This is a genomic window from Microbispora triticiradicis, assembly GCF_005864065.1.
GTDB lineage: Bacteria > Actinomycetota > Actinomycetes > Streptosporangiales > Streptosporangiaceae > Microbispora > Microbispora triticiradicis.
The window spans coordinates 1-23,059 of record NZ_VANP01000028.1 but is presented as its reverse complement, the minus strand read 5'-3'; the positions used below and the strand labels follow the sequence as shown (position 1 = coordinate 23,059).

Here is a 23,059-nt window from a genome sequence, read left to right as displayed (position 1 = left end):
TGACGTGGGCGTTGGTGCCGCTGATGCCGAACGACGACACACCCGCGCGGCGGGGGCGGTCCACCTCCGGCCACGGCATCGCCTCGGTCAGCAGCCGCACGTGGCCGGCCGACCACTCGATGTGCGGGGAGGGCTCGTCCGCGTGCAGCGTCTTGGGCAGGACGCCGTTGTGCATGGCCATGACCATCTTGATGATCCCGCCGACGCCGGCGGCGGCCTGCGTGTGGCCGATGTTGGACTTGAGCGACCCCAGCCACAACGGCTGCTCCTCCGGGCGGTCCTGGCCGTAGGTGGCCAGCACCGCCTGCGCCTCGATAGGGTCACCCAGCGTCGTCCCCGTACCGTGACCCTCCACCACGTCCACGTCCCGCACCGACAGCCTGGCGTTGGCCAGGGCCTGGCGGATCACCCGCTCCTGGGAGGGACCGTTCGGCGCGGTCAGGCCGTTGGAGGCACCGTCCTGGTTCACCGCCGTACCGCGGACGACGGCGAGCACCCGGTGGCCGAGCCGCCGGGCGTCCGAGAGCCGCTCCACCAGCAGCACACCGCAGCCCTCGGCCCACGCCGTGCCGTTCGCGCCCGCGCCGTACGCGCGGCAGCGGCCGTCCGGCGACAGCCCCCGCTGGCGGGAGAACTCGATGAAGGTGTCGGGGGTGGCCATCACCGCGACTCCGCCGACCAGCGCCAGCGAGCACTCACCGGATCGGAGTGCCTGACCGGCCAGGTGCAGGGCTACCAGGGAGGAGGAGCAGGCGGTGTCGATTGTCACCGACGGGCCCTCGAACCCGAAGACGTACGACACCCGGCCCGAAGCGATCGACCCGGTGTTCGCGTTGGCGGCGTAGTCGTGGTACATCATCCCGGCGAACACGCCCGTGGACGAACCCCGCAGCGAGCCAGGGTCGATCCCCGCCCGCTCCATCGCCTCCCAGGAGGTCTCCAGCAGCAGCCGCTGCTGCGGGTCCATCACCAGAGCCTCGTTCGGGGAGATCCCGAAGAAGGCCGCGTCGAACTCCGCCGCCTCGTGCAGGAACCCGCCGGACTTCACATAGCTGGTGTTCGGACGCTTGCCGTCGGGGTCGAAGATCTCTTCGATGTTCCAGCCGCGGTTGACCGGCAGGTCGGAGATCGCGTCCACCCCGCCCGCGACCAGCCGCCACAGGTCCTCCGGCGAGGACACCCCACCGGGGTAGCGGCACGCCATGCCCACGATCGCGAGCGGCTCGTCGACCGAACCGGCCGTGGCCGCCACCGCCGTACGCCTGGTGTCGGCACCGACCACCTCGGCCGCGATGTGCTCGGCGACGGCGAGCGCGTTGGGGTAGTCGAAGACCAGCGACGCCGGCAGCCGCAGCCCGGTGACCGCGTTCAGTCCGTTGCGGAGTTCCACGGCGGAGAGCGAGTCGAAGCCCAGCTCGCCGAACGCCCGGTCGGGCTCGATCGCCTCCACCCCGGCGTGCCCGAGGACGGCGGCCGCCTGCGTACGCACGATGTCGAGCGCGGCGGCGACCCGCTCGGCCGCGGTCAGTCCGGCGAACCTCTCCCGTACGGCGGAGGCCGCGCCGCCGGCCGCGGCGGCCACCCGGCGAGTGGGGACGCGGACGAGGGTGCGGAAGAGGGACGGGAGCTCCGCTCCCGCTTCGGCGAGGGCGGCGAAGTCCAGCCGGATCGGCACCAGCGTGCCGGAGTCCACGGTGCAGGCGACGTCGAACAGCTCCAGCCCCTGCCGGGCCGACAGCGGCTCCACACCGTTGCGGCTCAGCCGCTGCCGGTCGGCATCGCCCAGCTCACCGGCCATCCCGGCGTCGTCGGCCCACAGTCCCCAGGCCAGCGACTGGGCGGTGAGGCCGTTCGCCCGGCGGTGCGCGGCAAGGGCGTCCAGGAAGGCGTTGGCCGCCGCGTAGCTGCCCTGACCCGGCGTCCCGAACACTCCCGACGCCGAGGAGAACAGCACGAACGCCGCCAGCTCACGATCACGCGTCAGCTCGTGCAGGTTCAGCGCCGCGTCCACCTTCGGACGCAGCACCCGATCCATCCGCTCCGGCGTCAGCGACCCGATCACACCGTCGTCCAGCACACCCGCCAGATGCACGACTCCCACCAGCGGATGCTCCGCCGGGATCCCCGCCAGCACCCCTGCGAGCGAGGCGCGATCAGCGGCATCCGCCGCCACCACCGACACTCGCGCGCCGAGGTCCGCAAGCTCTTCGATCAGGTCGGCGGCGCTCTCGGCCGAGGCGCTCCTGCTGGTGAGCAGCAGGTGACGCACTCCGTGCGCCACGACCAGGTGCCGCGCCACCAACCGGCCCAGCATCCCGGTGCCACCCGTGACCAGCACCGTCCCCTCGGCCGGGAACGACGTCACCGGTGTCGTTTCCGGTGCCGTCTCCGGCGCCGAGACCGGGACCCGGACCAGCCGGGGCGCGTACGCGACGCCGTCGCGGATCGCCACCTGCGGCTCGCCGATGCCCATGACGGCACCGAGGTCCACGCCGACGTCCACTCCGCTGTCCGCGCTGTCGTCCAGGTCGGCCAGGACGATCCGGTCGGGATGCTCCCGCTGCGCGGTCCGCACCAGCCCCCAGACGGCCGCGCCGGCGAGGTCGGTCACGTCCTCCGCGCCGGGCAGCGGGGCGACCGCCCCCCGGGTGACGACCAGCAGCCTGCTGTCGGCGAAGCGCTCGTCGGCCGTCCACTCCTGCAGTACGGCCAGCACCTGGTGGGTCGCGGCCCTGACCGCCCCGGCCTCGTCCGCGGAAGCCCCGTCCGGGTCGCCGAAGGGCTCCCGGAGCACGATGACGTCCGGCACCGTCGATGCGGCCGGGTCCAGGGCCGCCCAGTCGGCGTACGTCAGGGAGACGGCCGGGGGCACCGGCACCTTCGTCCAGTCGACCCGGTACAGCGAGTCGTGCAGTTGCGCGGGCTGCAGCTGTTCCGGCGCGACCGGCCGCGACGTGAGCGACCGCACGGCGGCGACCGGTGCTCCCTCGGCGTCCGCGATCTCCAGGGAGAAGGCGTTCTGCCCCGCGGGCGTCAGCCGGACGCGCAGCGCCGTCGCGCCGACGGCGCTCAGCGACACACCCGCCCAGGAGAACGGCAGCATCGTGGGGCCGTCGTCGGTGTCGTCCCCGCCGAAGTGCAGCGAGTGCAGTGCCGCGTCGAACAGTGCGGGGTGGAGTCCGAAGAGCGCGGCGTCCTGGTGTTCGTGGTCGGGGAGGGCGACTTCGGCGAACACTTCCTCGCCGCGTCGCCAGGCCGCGCGCAGTCCCTGGAAGGCCGGGCCGTAGCCGTAGCCGCGTTCGTGGAGGATCTGGTAGGCGTCGGTGAGGTCCACCGCGCCGGCCTCGGCCGGAGGCCACTGGCTCAGGTCCGCACCGGCCGGGTTCGTGGTGGCCGGGTTGGTGGACAGGGTGCCTTCGGCGTGCAGTGTCCAGGGCAGGTCGGCCGGGGCTTGTGCGCCTCGCGAGTAGATCGCCACCGTACGGCGGCCGTCCTCGTCGGCGGCGCCGACCACGACCTGCACCTGCACCGCGCCCTCACCGGACCCGGCGGCCCCGCCCGGCAGCACCAGCGGCGCGGCCAGCGTCAGCTCCTCCACGTGCGTGCACCCGGTGTGCTCGGCCGCGTGCAGCGCCAGCTCCACCAGACCGGTCCCCGGCAACAGCACACTGCCGAACACCTGGTGATCGGCCAGCCACGGATGACTCCGCACGGAGAGCTGACCGGTGAAGACCACACCCCCGGACTCGGGCAGCGGGAGGACGGCGCCCAGCAGAGGGTGCTCGACTGCCTCCAGCCCGGCGGAGGACAGGTTGCCGATGTGATCGGCCACCCAGGACTCGGACAGGTAGTCGATCGGGTTGAGCCAGTAGCGCTCGCGCTGGAAGGCGTAGGTGGGCAGGTCGACCCGGTTGGCGCCGGTCTCGGCGTAGAAGGCCTGCCAGTCGACCGGGACGCCGGCGGTGTGCAGCTGTCCGAGCGCGGCAACGACCGTGCCCGGTTCGGGACGCTCGGCCCGCATGGTGGCGGTGAAGACCGCGGTGTCGGCCTCGTCGAGGGCCTGCTGGGCCATCGCGGTCAGCACCGCGTCCGGGCCCAACTCCACGAACCGGGTCACCCCCTGGGCAGCCAGTGTGGTCACGGCGTCGGCGAACCGCACCGCACCGCGCACCTGGTCCACCCAGTACCGCGCGGTGCCGAACTCCTCGTCGGCCGGCGAGCCGGTGACGGTGGACACGATCGGGATGGACGGCCGCCCGTAGTCCAGGGACTCCGCCACGGTGTGGAAGTCGGCGAGCATCGGCTCCATCAGGTGGGAGTGGAAGGCGTGGGAGACCCGCAACCGGCGCGTCTTCCGCCCCTGCTCCGCCAGCCGTTCGGCCAGGGCCAGGACCGGGGCTTCCTGCCCGGAGATCACCACCGCGCGGGGGCCGTTGACCGCCGCGATGTCCACCCCCTCCGTCAGCAGGGAGGTCACCTCCTCCTCGGTAGCCTGAACAGCGACCATCGCCCCACCCGACGGCAGGGCCTGCATCAACCGGCCCCGAGCCGCGACCAACCGGCACGCGTCGGGAAGCGACAGCATCCCCGCCACGTGCGCGGCGGCCAGCTCACCCACCGAATGACCGGCCAGGTAGTCCGGCCGCACCCCCCACGAGGAGACCAGGCGGAACAGCGCCACCTCCACCGCGAACAACCCCGCCTGCGCATACGCCGTCTGATCCACCAGATCGGCGTCGGCGCCCCAGATCACCTCACGCAACGGCCGGTCCAGATGCGCATCCAGCTCGTCCACCACGGCGTCGAAGGCCTGTGCGAAGGCGGGGAAGGCCGTGTGGAGCTCGCGGCCCATGCCCAGGCGCTGGGCGCCCTGACCGGTGAACAGCACACCGACCTTCCCACCGGAACGGGCGACACCCTGCACCACCCCCGGCGCGGTACGGCCCTCCGCCAGTGCCGCCAGCCCCGCCAGCAACGCGGCTCGATCCCCACCGGTGACGACCGCTCGACGCTCGAACGACGCCCGCGTCGTCGCCAGCGACAACCCGACATCCGCGACACCGAGGGAGGGGTGGTCCTGTACGAAGGACAGCACCCGCGCGGCCTGACCGGCCAGCGCGTCCGCCGTCTTCCCCGACACCACCCACGCCACCGGAGCCACGCTCCCGGCCGGGACCAGGGCGGCACCCTGCCCCGCGACGGAGACCGCGCCCTGCCCGGACACCGACTCAGCGGCGCCGTCGGCGAGCACCACACCCTCGCCCGCCACCGCGGCGGCGCCGGCAGGCTGACCGCTCTCGGCCAGGACCGGCGCGGCACCGTCGGCGACCGCCGCAATCTCGGCCGTGGCCGGGGAGACGGTTCCGGTGAGCAGGGCCGGAGAGGGAGCCTCGGCGAGGAGGACATCGGCGGCGAGGTCGGCGGGAGCCTGCTCGATGATGACGTGGGCGTTGGTGCCGCTGATCCCGAACGACGACACACCCGCACGACGCGGACGGTCCACCTCCGGCCACGGCATCGCCTCGGTCAGCAACTGAACCTGACCGGCCGACCACTCGATGTGCGGGGACGGCTCGTCCACGTGCAGCGTCTTGGGCAGCACCCCGTGCCGGATCGCCTGCACCATCTTGATAATGCCGCCCACGCCGGCGGCGGCCTGCGCGTGACCGATGTTGGACTTGAGCGACCCCAGCCACAGCGGCCGCTCCTCCGGGCGGTCCTGACCGTAGGTGGCCAAAACCGCCTGCGCCTCGATCGGGTCACCCAGCGTCGTCCCCGTGCCGTGACCCTCGACCACGTCCACGTCCCGCACGGACAGCCTGGCGTTCGCCAGGGCCTGGCGGATCACCCGCTCCTGCGACGGACCGTTCGGCGCCGTCAGACCATTCGACGCACCGTCCTGGTTCACCGCCGTACCCCGCACCACCGCGAGCACCCGGTGCCCGAGCCGCCGCGCGTCAGACAGCCGCTCCACCAGCAGCACACCACAGCCCTCAGCCCACGCCGTACCGTTCGCGCCCGCCGCGAACGACCGGCACCGGCCGTCCGGCGACAACCCGCGCTGGCGGGAGAACTCGATGATCGCCTCCGGCGTGGCCATCACCGCCACACCACCCACCAACGCCAGCGAGCACTCCCCCGACCGCAGCGCCTGCCCCGCCAGATGCAACGCCACCAGCGAAGACGAGCACGCGGTGTCGACCGTGACCGACGGGCCCTCGAACCCGAACACATACGACACCCGGCCCGAGGCGATCGACCCGGTGTTCGCGTTGGCGGCGTAGTCGTGGTACATCATCCCGGCGAACACCCCGGTCGCTGACCCCCGCAACGAGCCAGGGTCGATCCCCGCCCGCTCCATCGCCTCCCACGAGGTCTCCAGCAGCAACCGCTGCTGCGGATCCATCACCAGAGCCTCATTCGGCGAGATCCCGAAGAAGGCCGCGTCGAACTCCGCCGCCTCGTGCAGGAACCCACCCGACTTCACATAACTGGTGTTCGGCCGCTCCCCACTCGGATCGAACAACCCCTCAACATCCCAGCCACGATCAGCCGGCCAATCCGAAATCGCGTCCACACCATCGGACACCAGCCGCCACAAATCCTCCGGCGAGGACACCCCACCCGGATACCGGCACGCCATGCCCACGATCGCCAGCGGCTCGTCGACCGAACCGGCCGTGGCCGCCACCGCCGTACGCCTGGTGTCCGCACCGGCGACCTCGGCCGCGATGTGCTCCGCGACGGCGAGCGCGTTGGGGTAGTCGAAGACCAGCGACGCCGGCAGCCGCAGCCCGACCTGGGCGTTCAGCGCGTTGCGGAACTCCACCGCGGACAGCGAGTCGAAGCCCAGCTCACCGAACGCCCGATCGGGCTCGATCGCCTCCGCCCCGGCGTGCCCCAGCACGGCGGCCGCCTGCGTACGCACGATCTCCAGCAGCGCTGCCACGCGGTCCGCTTCGGACAGCGGCGCCAGCCGCTCGGCCAGTTGCGCCGCCGCCGCGGGAACTCCCGCCGCACTTCTGCGGGCCGGTCGCCGGACCAGGCTGCCCAGCAGGGCCGGCGCCTCCGGGCCGGCCGCGGCGAGCGCGGTGAGGTTCAGCCGGATCGGCACCACCGCGGAGGCGTCCGAGGCGCAGGCCGCGTCGAACAGTTCCAGCCCCTGCTCGGCCGACAGCGGTTCCACACCGGTACGGCTCAGCCGCTGCCGCTCGACGGCGGTCAGCTCACCACCCATGCCGCCCTGGGCGTCCCAGAGGCCCCAGGCCAGGGACTGGGCGGTGAGGCCACCCGCCCGGCGGTGCGCGGCGAGGGCGTCCAGGAAGGCGTTCGCCGCCGCGTAGCTGCCCTGACCCGGCGTCCCGAAGACCCCCGACGCCGAGGAGAACAGCACGAACGCCGCCAGCTCACGATCACGCGTCAGCTCGTGCAGGTTCAGCGCCGCGTCCACCTTCGGACGCAACACCCGATCCACCCGCTCCGGCGTCAACGACCCGATCACACCGTCGTCCAGCACACCCGCCATGTGCACCACGGCCGAGACGTCCACCCCGGCCAGCAGAGCCGCCAACGCATCCCGATCGGCCACGTCACACGCGACCACCGACACCTCGGCGCCGAGGTCCGCAAGCTCGCCGATCAGGTCGGCGGCGCTCTCGGCCGAGGCGCTCCTGCTGGTGAGCAGCAGGTGACGCACTCCATGCGCCACGACCAGGTGCCGCGCCACCAACCGGCCCAGCATCCCGGTGCCACCCGTGACCAGCACCGTCCCCTCGGCGGGGAACGACGTCACCGGCTCGACCTCGGCGGTTGCGGCGGGCACGCGGACGAGCCGGGCCGCGTACATCACCCCGTCGCGCACCACGACCTGCGGCTCGCCCGACGCCACCACGACCGGCACGTCCACCGAGCCGTCGGTGTCCAGCAGCAGGATCCGGCCCAGGTTCTCCGACTGCGCGGACCGCACCAGGCCCCAGACAGCCGCACCGGCCAGGTCGGTCACATCCTCACCGGGCAGCCCCACGGCGCCCGACGTGACCACCGCCAGCACCGCATCGGCCGGCCGCTCCTCCTCCGGCCACGACTGCAACGCCGACAGCACCGCATGCGTCGCCCCACGCACCGCATCCGCCGACACACCCGGCTCACCGCGGACCACGACCACCTCGGCCGGGTCGGTGGTGGCCGGTGACGCGCCGCCGATCGGCGCCCACGAGAGCCGGAACAGCGGGGCGGCCTGCCGCGAAGCGGCCGCGTCGAGCCCGCCGGCCGGGATCGTCCGTACGGTCAGCGACTCGACCGACGCGACCGGGGCACCGGTGTGGTCGGCGACGGCGATGCTCACCGCGTCCGAGCCGACCGTGGTGACCCGGACGCGCACCGCCTGCGCGCCGGTCGCGTGCAGGGCGACCCCCGCCCACGAGAAGGGCAGCGCCGCCTCCTCGCCGATCACGCTGGTCAGCCCGATGGCGTGCAGGCACGCGTCGAGCAGGGCCGGGTGGATCCCGAACCGATCGGCCTCCTCCTGCACGGACTCGGGCAGCGCCACCTCGGCGAAGACGTCGTCGCCGCGGCGCCAGGCGGTCTTCAGGCCCTGGAAGACGGGGCCGTACGTGATTCCGGCCTCGGCCAGGTCGGCGTACAGGCTGCTGAGATCGACCGGGACAGCACCGGCGGGAGGCCATTCGTGAGCCGCCGCCACCGGCTCGGTCACGCCGGGGGCCAGCAGGCCGGTGGCGTGGCAGACCCACGGCGCGTCGACGTCCTCGCTCCGCGAATGGACGCTGACCGACCGGCGGCCCGATTCGTCGGCGGCGCCGACGGAGACGCGCACCGCGACGCCGCTTTCTGGCAGCACCAGCGGAGCCTGCAGGGTCAGTTCCTCAAGCACCTCGCAGCCGACCTGGTCACCGGCGCGGATCGCCATCTCGACGAAGCCGGTGCCGGGGAACACCACGTTGCCGAGAACCCGGTGGTCGGCCAGCCAGTCCTGCGTACGGGAGGACAGCCGCCCGGTCAGCACCACGCCGTCCGACTCCGGCGACGTCACGACAGCGCCCAGCAGCGGGTGATCCGCCGAGTCCAGGCCCGCCGACGCGATGTCGGCCGCCCCCGCGAAGGCCCCGGCCCAGGCCTGCCTCCAGTAGTCGAGGGTGTCGAGCCAGTAGGACTCGCGCTGGAAGGCGTAGGTGGGCAGGTCGACCCGGTTGGCGCCGGTCTCGGCGTAGAAGGCCTGCCAGTCGACCGGGACGCCGGCGGTGTGCAACTGACCGAGCGCGGCGACGACCGTGCCGGGCTCAGGCCGCTCGGCCCGCATGGTGGCGGTGAAGACGGCGGTGTCGGCCTCGTCGAGGGTCTGCTGGGCCATCGCGGTCAGCACCGCGTCCGGGCCCAGCTCGACGAACCGGGTCACCCCCTGGGCAGCCAGGGCGCTGACGGCGTCGGCGAACCGCACCGCACCCCGCACCTGGTCCACCCAGTACTCGGCGGTGCCGAACTCGGTGTCGGCGAGGTCGCCGGTGACGGTGGACACGATCGGGATGGACGGCCGCTCGTAGGTCAGCGACTCCGCCACGGTGTGGAAGTCGGCGAGCATCGGCTCCATCAGGTGGGAGTGGAAGGCGTGGGAGACCCGCAACCGGCGCGTCTTCCGCCCCTGCTCCGCCAACTGCGCCGCCAGGGCGAGGACCGGGGCTTCCTGCCCGGAGATCACCACCGCGCGGGGGCCGTTGACGGCCGCGATGTCCACCCCGTCGGTGAGCAGGGGGGTCACCTCGTCCTCGGTGGCCTGAACGGCGACCATCGCCCCACCGGCCGGAAGGGCCTGCATCAACCGGCCCCGCGCCGCGACCAGGCGGGACGCATCGGGAAGCGTCAGCATCCCGGCGACGTGCGCGGCGGCCAGCTCACCGACCGAGTGACCGGCCAGGTAGTCCGGCCGCACCCCCCACGACTCCAGGAGGCGGAACAGCGCCACCTCGACGGCGAACAGCCCGGCCTGCGCGTACGCCGTCTGGTCGGCGAGACCGGGGTCCTCGCCCCAGATCACCTCACGCAGCGGCCGGTCCAGATGCGCGTCCAGCTCGTCCACCACGGCGTCGAAGGCCTGCGCGAAGGCGGGGAAGGCCGCGTGGAGTTCGCGGCCCATGCCGAGCCGCTGGGCGCCCTGACCGGTGAACAGCACACCGACCTTGCCGGTGGAGCGGGCGATCCCCTGCACCACCTGAGGTGCGGTACGGCCCGCCGCCAGTGCGGCCAGCCCCGCCAGCAGCCCGGCCCGATCACCACCGGTCACCACCGCTCGACGCTCGAACGACGCCCGCGTCGTCGCCAGCGAGTAGCCGATGTCGGCCACGCTCAGGGCGGGACGGTCCTGCACGAAGGACAGCACCCGCGCGGCCTGACCGGCCAGCGCGTCCGCCGTCTTCCCCGACACCACCCACGCCACCGGAGCCACGCCCTCGACCGGGATCGGGGCGGGCGCCTCGGTGGGGGTGAGGTCGGCATGGGCCTCGGCCGAGACCTGCGCGGCGCCCTCGCCCGCGACGGAGACCACGCCCTCACCGGACACCGGCTCAGCGGCAGCACCGGCGAGCGCCACGCCCTCGCCCGCCACCGCGGCGGCGTCGGCGGGCTGCCCGCTCTCGGCCAGGACCTGGGCGGTACCGGCGAGCAGGGCCGGGGAGGGAGCCTCGGCGAGGAGGACATCGGCGGCGAGGTCGGCGGGGGCCTGCTCGATGATGACGTGGGCGTTGGTGCCGCTGATCCCGAACGACGACACACCCGCACGACGCGGACGGTCCACCTCCGGCCACGGCATCGCCTCGGTCAGCAACTGAACCTGACCGGCCGACCACTCGATGTGCGGGGACGGCTCGTCCACGTGCAGCGTCTTGGGCAGCACCCCGTGCCGGATCGCCTGCACCATCTTGATAATGCCGCCCACGCCGGCGGCGGCCTGCGCGTGACCGATGTTGGACTTGAGCGACCCCAGCCACAGCGGCCGCTCCTCCGGGCGGTCCTGACCGTAGGTGGCCAAAACCGCCTGCGCCTCGATCGGGTCACCGAGAGTGGTGCCCGTGCCGTGGCCCTCGACCGCATCGACGTCCTGCACCGACAGCCTGGCGTTGGCCAGGGCTTGGCGGATCACCCGCTCCTGAGAGGGGCCGTTCGGCGCGGTCAGACCATTCGACGCACCGTCCTGGTTCACCGCCGTACCCCGCACCACCGCGAGCACCCGGTGGCCCAGCCGCCGCGCGTCAGACAGCCGCTCCACCAGCAGCACACCACAGCCCTCAGCCCACGCCGTGCCGTTCGCGCCCGCGCCGTACGCGCGGCAGCGGCCGTCGGGTGACAGCCCTCGCTGGCGGGAGAACTCGATGAAGGCCTCCGGCGTGGCCATCACCGCCACACCACCCACCAACGCCAGCGAGCACTCCCCCGACCGCAGCGCCTGCCCCGCCAGATGCAACGCCACCAGCGAAGACGAGCACGCGGTGTCGACCGTGACCGACGGGCCCTCGAACCCGAACACATACGACACCCGGCCCGAGGCGATGGATCCGGTGCTGCTGTTCGCGGCGTAGTCGTGGTACATCATCCCGGCGAACACCCCGGTCGCCGACCCCCGCAACGAGCCAGGGTCGATGCCGGCCCGCTCCATCGCCTCCCACGAGGTCTCCAGCAGCAACCGCTGCTGCGGATCCATCACCAGAGCCTCGTTCGGCGAGATCCCGAAGAACCCGGCGTCGAACTCCGCCGCCTCGTGCAGGAACCCACCCCGCTTCACATAACTGGTGCCGGGCCGGGCGCCGTCGGGGTCGAAGAACTCCTCGACGTCCCAGCCACGGTTCACCGGGAACTCGGAGATCGCGTCCACCCCGCCCGCGACCAGCCGCCACAGGTCCTCCGGCGAGGACACCCCGCCGGGATAGCGGCAGGCCATGCCCACGATCGCCAGCGGCTCGTCCGTCGCGTCCGTGGCGGACCGTACGGCGGTGATCTTCCGGCCCGTTCCGGTGAGTTCGGCGGCGAGGTGACGGGCGAGCGCGGTCGGGGACGGATAGTCGAAGACCAGCGAGGCGGGCAGCCGCAGGCCGGTCTCGGCGTTCAGCGCGTTTCGGAACTCCACGGCGGAGAGCGAGTCGAAGCCGAACTCGCCGAACGCCCGGTCCGGCTCGATCGCGTCGGTCGAGGCGAAGCCCAGCACCTGCGCCACGTGTCCGAGCACGAGCCGCAGCAGCATGGGCTGCCGCTCTTCCTCGGGCAGTTCGGCCAGCCGCCGCGCGAGCGCGCCGTCGGCGGACCCGGCCCCGGCGCTGCGCCGGCGGACCGCGGGGACGACGCCGCGCAGCAGCTGGGGCAGGTTCTCGGCCTGGGCGCGCAGGCCGGGGAGGTTCAGGGTCAGCGGCGCCAGCACCGGCTCGGCCGTTGTGAGGGCGGCGTCGAAGGCGGCCAGCCCGGTGTCGGCGTTCAGCGGGACGAAGCCGCCCTGGGAGAAGCGCGACTGCTCCAGGGTGCCGGCCATGCCGGCCGCCCACGGGCCCCAGGCCAGGGACTGGGCGGTGAGGCCGTTCGCCCGGCGGTGTGCGGCAAGGGCGTCCAGGAAGGCGTTGGCCGCCGCGTAGCTGCCCTGACCCGGCGTCCCGAACACCCCCGACGCCGAGGAGAACAGCACGAACGCCGCCAGCTCACGATCACGCGTCAGCTCGTGCAGGTTCAGCGCCGCGTCCACCTTCGGACGCAACACCCGATCCACCCGCTCCGGCGTCAACGACCCGATCACACCGTCGTCCAGCACACCCGCCATGTGCACCACGGCCGAGACGTCCACCCCGGCCAGCAGAGCCGCCAACGCGTCCCGATCGGCCACGTCACACGCGACCACCGACACCTCGGCGCCGAGCCCGGCGATTTCGTCGCGCAGCTCCGCGGCGCCGGGCGCCTCCGGGCCGCGGCGGCTGACCAGCACCAGGCGGCGCACGCCGTGCCGGGCCACCAGGTGCCGGACCACGAGTTCGCCCAGCGCGCCGGTGCCGCCGGTGACCAGGACGGCTCCGTCGCCGAACCCCGCGGGCCCGGCCTCCGGAGTGCCGGTCGGCACCCGGACCAGGCGGGCCGCGTACATCACCCCATCGCGCACCACGACCTGCGGCTCGCCCGACGCCACCACGACCGGCACGTCCACCGAGCCGTCGGTGTCCACCAGAACCACCCGGCCGGACAGCTCCGACTGCGCGGACCGCACCAGGCCCCAGACAGCCGCACCGGCCAGGTCGGTCACGTCCTCACCGGGCAGCCCCACGGCACCCGACGTGACCACCGCCAGCACCGCATCGGCCGGCCGATCCTCCTCCGGCCACGACTGCAACGCCGACAGCACCGCATGCGTCGCCCCACGCACCGCATCCGCCGACACACCCGGCTCACCGCGGACCACGACCACCTCGGCGGGCGACGGCTGGGCCGTGCTCACCGGGAGGGGCGACCACTCCACCCGGTACAGGTTTTCCGGCAGGGCCGGCGACGACGCCTGCTCGGCGGAGATCGGGCGCAGCGTCAGCGAGTCGGCGGACAGCACCGGCCGGCCGCTCGTGTCGGCGACGTCCAGCGTCACCGCCCCGGCGCCGGCCGGGGTCAGCCGTACGCGGACGGCGGGAGCGCCGGCGGCGTGCAGGGTGACCCGTGACCACGCGAACGGCACCACGGCCTGCTGCTCGAACAGCCCGGCGAAGGCCGCGGTGTGCAGGCAGGCGTCCAGCAGGGCCGGGTGGATGCCGAAGTCGGCGGCGGCGGACGTCGCCTGCTCGGGCAGCGCGACCTCGGCGAACACCTCGTCGCCCGAGCGCCAGACGGCTCGCAGGCCCTGGAAGACCGGACCGTAGCCGAGGCCGGCTTCGGCGAGGTCGCCGTACAGGTCGCCGAGTTCGACCGGGACGGCCCCGGGCGGCGGCCACTCGGCCGTCGCGTCCTCGGCGGGGGCGGCCCCGGCGGTCAGCACGCCTTCGGCGTGCAAAGTCCACGGCAGGTCCGTGCCCGGTTCGTCGAGACGGGAGTAGATCGCCACCGTACGCGCGGGAGACGCGGCGTCCTGCGGGCCGAGCACCACCTGGATCCGGACGCCGCGATGGACGGAGTCCGCCTCCGGCAGCGCCAGCGGCGCGTGCAGGGTCAGCTCGTCGAGCACGGCGCAGCCGACCTGGTCACCGGCGCGGATCGCCAGTTCGACGAACGCCGTCCCGGGCACCAGGACCCGGCCCATGACCCGGTGGTCGGCGAGCCACGGCTGCGCGCGGGTGGACAGGCGGCCGGTGAGGACGACCTCCCCGGAGTCGGGCATCTGGACGACCGCGCCCAGCAGCGGATGCCCCGGGGCGTCCAGGCCGGCGGCGGCCACGTCGGCGGTGGGCGCGGCCTCCACCCAGTATCTGCGCCGCTGGAACGCGTACGTCGGGAGGTCCGCCCGCACGGCGCCGCTTCCGGCGAAGACGGCCTGCCAGTCCACGGGAAGCCCGCTCGTGTGCAGCCCGGCGAGGGCTGCGATCATGGCGGCGGGCTCCTGCCGGTCCTTGCGGAGGGTCGGGAGGAGCGCGCCGGTTCCGACGGTCTGCCGGGCCATCGCGGTCAGCACCGCGTCCGGACCCAGCTCGACGAACCGGGTCACCCCCTGGGCAGCCAGGGTGGTCACGGCGTCGGCGAACCGCACCGCCCCGCGCACCTGGTCCACCCAGTAGCGCGCGGTGCCGAAGCCGGAGTCGGCGAAGGCGCCGGTGACGGTGGACACGATCGGGATGGACGGCCGCCCGTACGTCAGCGACTCGGCCACCTCGGCGAAGTCGGCGAGCATGGGCTCCATCAGCTGCGAGTGGAAGGCGTGGGAGACCCGCAACCGGCGCGTCTTCCTGCCCTGCTCCGCCAGCTGCGCCGCCAGGGCCAGGACCGGGGCTTCCTGCCCGGAGACGACCACCGCGCTCGGCCCGTTGACCGCCGCGATGTCCACCCCCTCCACCAGCAGCGGCAGCACCTCGTCCTCGGTCGCCTCGACCGCGACCATCGCCCCACCGGACGGCAGCGCCTGCATCAACCGGCCCCGCGCCGCCACCAGCCGGCACGCGTCGGCGAGCGACAGCATCCCGGCGACGTGCGCGGCGGCCAGCTCACCGACGGAGTGCCCGACCAGGTAGTCCGGCCGTACCCCCCACGACTCGACGAGGCGGAACAGCGCCACCTCGACTGCGAACAACCCCGCCTGCGCGTAGGCGGTCTGGTCGACCAGGTCGGCGTCCTCGCCCCAGATCACCTCACGCAACGGCCGATCCAGATGCGCGTCCAACTCGGCCACGACCGCGTCGAAGGCCTGCGCGAACACCGGGAACGCCGCGTGCAGTTCGCGGCCCATGCCCAGGCGCTGGGCGCCCTGACCGGTGAACAGGAAGGCGGTGTCGCTCTCGGCCGCCGTGCCCCGCACGATGGCCGCCGACGGCTCGCCCGCGCTGAGCTCGGCCAGGCCACGCAGGACGGACTCCCGGTCGGTCGCGAGCAGCACCGCCCGGTGCGCGAGCGCGGCCCGGCTCGTCGCCAGGGAGTAGCCGAGGTCGACGACGGACGTGTCCGGCGACCCGTCCAGGTGCTCCAGCAGCCGGGCCGCCTGGGCGCGCAGCGAGTCGGCGTCGCGTGCCGAGACCGGCAGCGGCACGGGCGTCGCGGCCGGCCACACCGGCGCGCTCGCGGGAGAGCTCTGCGTCACCGGCTCGGCGGGGGGCGCCTCCTCCAGCACGACGTGGGCGTTGGTGCCGCTCACGCCGAACGACGAGACGCCCGCCCGGCGAGGCCGGTCGCCCGACGGCCACGGCCGCCGCTCGGTCAGCAGCCGGACGTTCCCCGCCGTCCAGTCCACGTGCGAGGACGGCTCGGTGACGTGCAGGGTGCGCGGCAGCACCCCGTGCCGCATGGCCATGACCATCTTGATCACGCCGCTGACCCCGGCGGCGGCCTGCGCGTGGCCGATGTTGGACTTCACGGAGCCCAGCCACAGCGGCTGGTCGGCCGGCCGGTTCTTACCGTAGGTGGCGAGCAGGGCCTGCGCCTCGATCGGGTCGCCGAGGGTGGTGCCGGTGCCGTGTCCCTCCACCGCGTCGATGTCCGCCGTGGTCAGTTCGGCGCCGGCGAGCGCGTCGCGGATCACCCGCTGCTGCGCCGGGCCGTTCGGCGCGGTGAGGCCGTTGCTGGCCCCGTCGGAGCCGACCGCGGAGCCGCGGATGACGGCCAGCACGTGGTGCCCGTTGCGCTGCGCGTCCGACAGGCGCTCCAGCAGGAGCAGACCGGCGCCCTCGGCCCAACCGGTGCCGTCGGCGCTGTCGGAGAACGCCTTGCACCGGCCGTCCCGGGCGAGGCCGCTCTGCTTGCTCATCCCGATGAACGGGCCCGGCGTGGACATGACCATCACGCCACCGGCCAGCGCGAGCGCGCACTCCCGGTTGCGCAGCGCCTGCGCCGCCAGGTGCAGCGCCACCAGGGACGACGAGCACGCGGTGTCGACCGTGAGGGTCGGCCCCTCCAGACCGAGGGTGTAGGCCACCCGCCCGGAGATCACCGCGGACGCGGTGGCCGTGCCCAGGTAGGCCTCGGCCACCTCGGGGGCCGCGTCCAGCAGGCCCGCGTAGTCCTGCATGCCGGAGCCGACGAACACGCCGACCCGCTCACCGCGTACGGAGTGGGGGTCGAGGCCGGCGCGTTCGAGCGTCTCCCAGGCGACCTCCAGCACCAGGCGCTGCTGCGGGTCCATGGCCAGCGCCTCGCGGGGCGCGATGCCGAAGAAACCGGCGTCGAATCCCGCCACGTCGGCGACGAAGCCGCCCTCCCGTACGTAGCTGCGCTCGGTGTCGAGGTCCCAGCCGCGGTCGACCGGGAACGGGCCGATGGCGTCGACCTCGTCGGCGACGAGCCGCCACAGCTCCTCGGGTGAGGTGACGCCGCCCGGGTAACGGCAGCCCATGGCGACGATCGCGATGGGTTCGGTGGCATCGGCCTCCACCTGGCGCAGCCGCGAGCGGGTCTGGTGCAGGTCCGCCGTGACCTTGCGCAAATATTCAAGGAGCTTCTCGTCGTTGCCCATCAGCGAGTCCCCAGTTAGTCCTCAGTCGGTGCCACGTTGGTGCTGGTCGGTGCCGGTCGGTGCTCGGTCAGTGCTCGGTCATCAGTTCGGAGTCGATGAAGGCGAACAGGTCGTCCGCGGACGCCGTGGCCAGCCGCTCGGCCGTGGTCGCCCCCTCCGGCGCGGACGTCAGGCCGTCGAGCAGGGCCTGTAGCTGTGAGGCCACCCGTGCGCGTTCCTCGGGCGGCAGTGCGCCCGCCTGCGCGCCGATCCGGTTGAGGTCGGCGAGCACGACGTCCGCGGACGGCTCCTCCGGCGCGCACAGCGTGGCGCGGAGGTGCTCCGCGAGGGCCTTCGGCGAGGGGTGGTCGAACACCAGGGTGCTCGGCAGGTTCTCCCCCGTCGCGGTGTTCAGCCTGGTGCGCAGCTCGACCGCCGCGACCGAGTCGAAGCCCATGTCCTCGAACGACCGGCCGGGCTCGACCTCGGTCGCGTCGCCGTAGCCCAGCACCGCCGCCACCTGCGTACGGACCAGGTCGAGCAGCGTGCGCTGCTGTTCGGCCGGGCCCATCTCGCGGAGGCCGGACAGCGCCGGAGCCGGCCCGGCCGGCTGGGAGGCGGGACCGGAGCCGGCCCCGGAACCGGCGCCTGCGTCCGCACCGGCCGGCGGCAACGCGTTCAGCAGGGGCCGCGGCCGGGCCAGGGTGTAGGCGGGGATGAAGCGCGGCCAGTCGAAGTCGGCGATCACGACCTCGGTGTCGTCGTGGTCGAGCGCCTGGCCGAGGGCCTTGACGGCCCGCTCGGGCCGCATCGCCGGGGTGCCGATCCGGCGCAGCACCGCGCCGAGCTCGGCGTCGACCATGCCGCTCTCCCAGGGGCCCCAGGCGATGGAGGTGGCCGTCAGGCCGCGGGCCCGCCGGTCGCGCGCGAGCGCGTCCAGGTAGGCGTTGGCGCTGGCGTAGGCCGTCTGCCCGCCGCTGCCCCAGATCGCCGCGCCCGACGAGAACAGCACGAACGCGTCGAGCGGCCGGTCGGCGAGCAGCTCGTCGAGGTGCCGCGCGCCCGCCACCTTGGCCTCGCCGACCTCGGCGAACTCGTCGACGTCGAGGTCGGCCGGCGACGCGATCCGCTGCAGGACCCCGGCGGCGTGCACGACGGCGGTGAGCGGCGGCTCGGCGGGCAGGTTCTCCAGCAGGTCGCGTACGGCGTCCCGCTGGGCGACGTCGCAGGCGACGACGCTCACCCGGGTTCCCCGGGCGGTCAGCTCCTCGGCGAGCTCCGCCGCTCCGGGGGTGGCCGCGCCCCTGCGGCCGGCCAGCACGATGTGCTCGGCGCCGCGGCCCGCGAGCCAGCGTGCCACGTGCGCGCCCAGCCCGCCGGTGCCGCCGGTGATGAGGATGGTGCCGCGCGGCCGCCACGACCGCGCGGGGGCGGTCCCGCCGAGGCCGGCCGGCACCATGCGCCGGCCGAGAATCCGTCCGGACCTGACCGCGACCTGGTCCTCCCCGGTGGTGCCGGACAGGACGGCGGCGAGCCCGTCGAGGTCCGCCTCGTCGATCGTCTCGGGCAGGTCGACCAGGCCGCCCCAGCGCTCGGGGTGGTCGAGGGCGACACCGACGCCGAGGCCCCAGATCGTCGCCTGGTCCGGGCTCGGCGGCGCGTCCGCGGCGGCCGTGCCGACTCCCCGCCGGGTGACGCACCACAGCGGCGCGGTCACTCCGGCGTCGCCGAGCGCCTGCACGAGGGTGAGGGTCGCGGCGGTGCCGGCGGGCAGCGCGTCGTGCCGAAGATGCTGGCCTTGGTCGAAGGCCAGCAGGGACAGCACCCCCGCGAGGGGCGTCCCGCCCGCGATGGCCCGGCGCACGGCGTCGGCCGTCGCGGCCCGGTCGGCGCCGGTCTCCAGCACCTCGACGGTCGCGCCCCGGCCGGCGATTCCGGCCGTCAGCGTCGCGACCGCCTCGCGAGCACCGTCCCCGATCTCTCCGCTGGGCACGGCGACCAGCCACGCGCCGGTCAGCGCGGGAGCGCCTGCCGGCACCTCGTGCCAGTCGATCTTGTAGCGCCACGCGTCCAGGTCGGCGTCCGGCAGGGCCGGGGTCTCCCGCCAGTACTGCTTGCGCTGGAAGGCGTACGTGGGGAGCTCGGTCCGGGTGCCGCCGGTGCCCTCGTAGAACGCCCGCCAGTCGATCGCACGGCCGCGCACGTGCAGGGTGCCCAGCGCCGAGACGACGTCGTGCGCCTCGCCGGCGCTGCGGGAGGACCCGCGCAGCAGCGGCACGTACGCGCGGTCCTCGCCGGGCGCGCCGTCGGCGGCCAGCGCGGTGAGCACGGCGGCGGGACCGAGTTCGAGGAAGGTGGTGACGCCGCCGTCCGCCAGCCACCGCACGGCCTCGTGGAAGCGCACGGTCTGCCGCGCGTTGCGGAGCCAGTAGTCGGCGTTGGCCAGCTCCGCGGCGCCGACCGGCCCGCCGGTGACCGTCGAGACGAGCGGGACCCGCGGCGGGTGGTAGGTCAGTCCCTGCGCCACGGTGCGCAGTTCGGCGAGCATCGGCTCCATCAGCGGCGAGTGGAAGGCGTGGGACACCCGCAGCCGCCGGATCTTGCGGCCCTTGGCCTCGAACCGCGCGGCGAGCTCGCTCACGGCGGCGTCGACGCCGGAGATCACCACGGCGGACGGCCCGTTGATCGCGGCCAGGCCGACCCGGTCGTCGAGCAGCGGCGCGATCTCCTCCTCGCTCGCCTGCACGCTGATCATCGCCCCGCCGTCGGGCAGCGCCTGCATCAACCGCCCGCGCGCCGCCACGAGCTCGGCCGCGTCCGCGACCGACAGCACGCCTGCCGCGTGCGCGGCGGCCAGCTCGCCGACGGAGTGACCGGCCAGGTAGTCGGGCCGCAGTCCCCACGCCTCCAGCAGCCGGAACAGCGCCACCTCGATCGCGAACAGCCCGGCCTGGGTGTAGAGGGTCTGGTCGATCGCCCCGGTGTCGTCGCTCCAGAGCACCTCTCGCAACGGCCGGGCCAGGTGGACGTCCAGCTCGGCGGCGACCTCGTCGAACGCCTCGGCGAACGCGGGGAACGCGGCATGCAGCTCCTGGCCCATCCCCGGCCGCTGCGCCCCCTGGCCGGTGAACAGGAACGCCGTCCCGCCGCGGGGCTGCGCCACGCCGCGCAGCACGTCGGGGCCGTCGGTGCCGTACACCAGGGCGGTCAGGCCGCGCCGCAGGTCCTCGCGGTCGGCCGCGACCAGCACGGCACGGTGCGGCAGCGCCGCCCGCGCGGTCGCCGAGGTGAACCCGATGTCGGGCAGTGACAGCTCCGGCCTGGAGTCCAGGTGGGTCAGCAGCCGCACGGCCTGCGCGGGCAGCGCCGCACCGGTGTGCGCGGAGAGCAGCACCGGCAGGACCGGCACCGTCGAGGCCGGCGGGCGCGAGAAGACCTGCGGGTCCTCCTCGGCCGTCGGCGGCTCCTCGATGATCACGTGCGCGTTGGTGCCGCTGAGCCCGAAGGAGGAGATCCCCGCGCGGCGCGGGCGTCCGGAGGCGGACCAGGGAACCGGCTCGGTGAGCAGCCGGACGGCGCCGGCCGACCAGTCCACGTTGGGCGAGGGCTCGTCGACGTGCAGCGTCTTGGGCAGGACGCCGTGACGCAGCGCCATGACCATCTTGATGATCCCGGCCACCCCGGCCGCCGCCTGGGTGTGGGCGATGTTCGACTTCAGCGACCCCAGCCACAGCGGCCGGCCGGCCGGGCGGTTCCGGCCGTACGTCGCGATGATCGCCTGCGCCTCGATCGGGTCGCCGAGCGTCGTCCCGGTGCCGTGGCCCTCGACCACGTCCACGTCCTGGGCGGACAGCTGGGCGCTGGCCAGCGCCTGCTGGATGAGCCGTTGCTGGGACGGCCCGTTCGGGGCGGTCAGGCCGTTGCTCGCGCCGTCGGAGTTGACCGCGCTGCCGCGTACGACCGCGAGGATCGGGTGCCCGTTGCGCTCCGCGTCCACGAGACGCTCGACCAGCAGCAGGCCGACGCCCTCGCCCCAGGCCGTGCCGTCCGCGGCCGCCGCGAAGGACTTGCACCGGCCGTCGGCCGCGAGCCCCCGCTCCTGGCTGAACCCGACGAACGAGTCCGGCCCGGCCATGACCGTCGCGCCGCCGACGACGGCCAGCGTGCACTCACCGGCCCGCAGCGCCTGGATCGCCCAGTGCAGCGCGACGAGGGAGGACGAACAGGCCGTGTCGACGGTGACCGCCGGGCCCTCCAGGCCGAAGCTGTAGGCGATCCGGCCGGAGGCCACGCTGGCCAGCCCGCCGGCGCCGCCGCCCGGCGCGTAGTCGTGGTAGACGATGCCGGTGAAGACACCGGTACGGCTGCCGCGCAGTGTCGCGGCGTCGATCCCGGCGCGTTCGAACAGCTCCCAGGTGGTCTCCAGCAGCAGCCGCTGCTGCGGGTCGGTCTCCCGCGCCTCCCTCGGGCTGATCTTGAAGAAGTCGGCGTCGAACTGGCCCGCGTCGTGCAGGAAGCCGCCCATGGTGGTGTAGGTCTTGCCGGGCGCGCCGGGTTCCGGGTCATAGAGCCCGGACACGTCCCAGCCGCGGTTGACGGGGAACGACGAGACCGCGTCGCCCCCGCTGGCGACCAGCTCCCACAGGTCCTCCGGGGAGGAGACGCCGCCCGGGTAGCGGCAGCTCATCGCGACGATCGCGATCGGCTCCCCCTGCCGCGCCTCCATGTCGCGCAGCAGCCGCTTGGTCCGGCTCAGATCGGCGGTCGCCCGCTTCAGGTAGTCCCTGAGTTTGTCGACGTCAATCATGTCAATCTCCACTGGAAGGGACTGTCGGCGAATCGACGCCGAGTTCGCTGTCGATGGCCGCGAACAGTTCCTCGTCGCTGGCGTAGCTGAAGTCGTTGTCCGTCGCGGCGATGCCGCCCATCACCCGGGAGTCCTGCCAGCGGCGCAGCAGCGCCTCCAGGCGGGCGGTGATCCTGCCGGACTCGTCGCCCATCACGTCGCAGTTCTCCAGGGCCGTCTCCAGCGCGTCCAGCTCCGCGAACACCGGCGAGGCCGAGCCTCCCGCGCCGATCTCGCCGTCCAGGTAGGCGGCGATCGCCTGACACGTCGGATAGTCGAAGACCAGGGTGGACGGCAGCGAGAGCCCGGTCATCGCGCTGAGCCGCTTGCGCAGCTCGATCGCGGCCAGCGAGTCGAAGCCGAGCTCCGACAGGGCGCGGTCGGCGTCGACCGGCTCCTGCGAGGAGTGGCCGAGCACCACGGCGACCTGTTCCTGAACCAGGTCCAGCGCCGCCTGCGCCCGCGCGACCCCCGACAGGCCGCCGAGCCGCTGCCGCAGCGCCGCGGCGGCGTCCTCGTCGATCGGGGGCAGGTCGACCGCCATCCTCCCGATGTTCGGCCGGTCAGCGTCGATCCAGTAGCGCTGGCGCTGGAAGGCGTAGGTGGGCAGGTCGACCCGGTTGGCGCCGGTCTCGGCGTAGAAGGCCTGCCAGTCGACCGGCACGCCGGCGGTGTGCAGCTGACCGAGCGCGGCGACAACCGTGCCGGCTTCGGGCCGCTCGTTCCGCATGGTGGCGGCGAAGACGGCGGTGTCGGCCTCGTCGAGGGTCTGCTGGGCCATCGCGGTCAGCACCGCGTCCGGACCGAGCTCGACGAACCGGGTCACCCCCTGGGCAGCCAGGGTGGTCACGGCGTCGGCGAACCGCACCGCCCCGCGCACCTGGTCCACCCAGTACTGCGCGGTGCCGAACCCCTTGTCGGCGAGACCGCCGGTGACGGTGGACACGATCGGGATCGACGCCGGAGCGTAGTCCAGGGAGCCCGCCACTTCGGCGAAGTCGGCGAGCATCGGCTCCATCAGGTGGGAGTGGAAGGCGTGGGAGACCCGCAACCGGCGCGTCTTCCGCCCCTGCTCGGCCAGCCGTTCGGCCAGGGCGAGGACGGGGGCTTCCTGTCCGGAG

Annotated in this window: 3 protein-coding genes; all 3 read right to left on the bottom strand. The window is 73.9% G+C overall.

Annotated elements, in window-relative coordinates:
* The coding region (locus FED44_RS37915; protein ID WP_138463373.1) for a type I polyketide synthase at window positions 1-17,113 on the bottom strand (17,113 nt) is incomplete at its 3' end.
* A 67-nt stretch (window positions 17,114-17,180) separates the two neighbouring features.
* On the bottom strand, window positions 17,181-21,899 hold the full coding sequence (locus FED44_RS38285; protein WP_138463372.1) for a type I polyketide synthase: 4,719 nt from the start codon (window positions 21,897-21,899) through the stop codon (window positions 17,181-17,183).
* Window position 21,900: 1 nt separating this feature from the next.
* Window positions 21,901-23,059: acyltransferase domain-containing protein (locus tag FED44_RS35155; RefSeq protein ID WP_138463371.1), on the bottom strand; the 1,159-nt coding region annotated here is incomplete at its 5' end.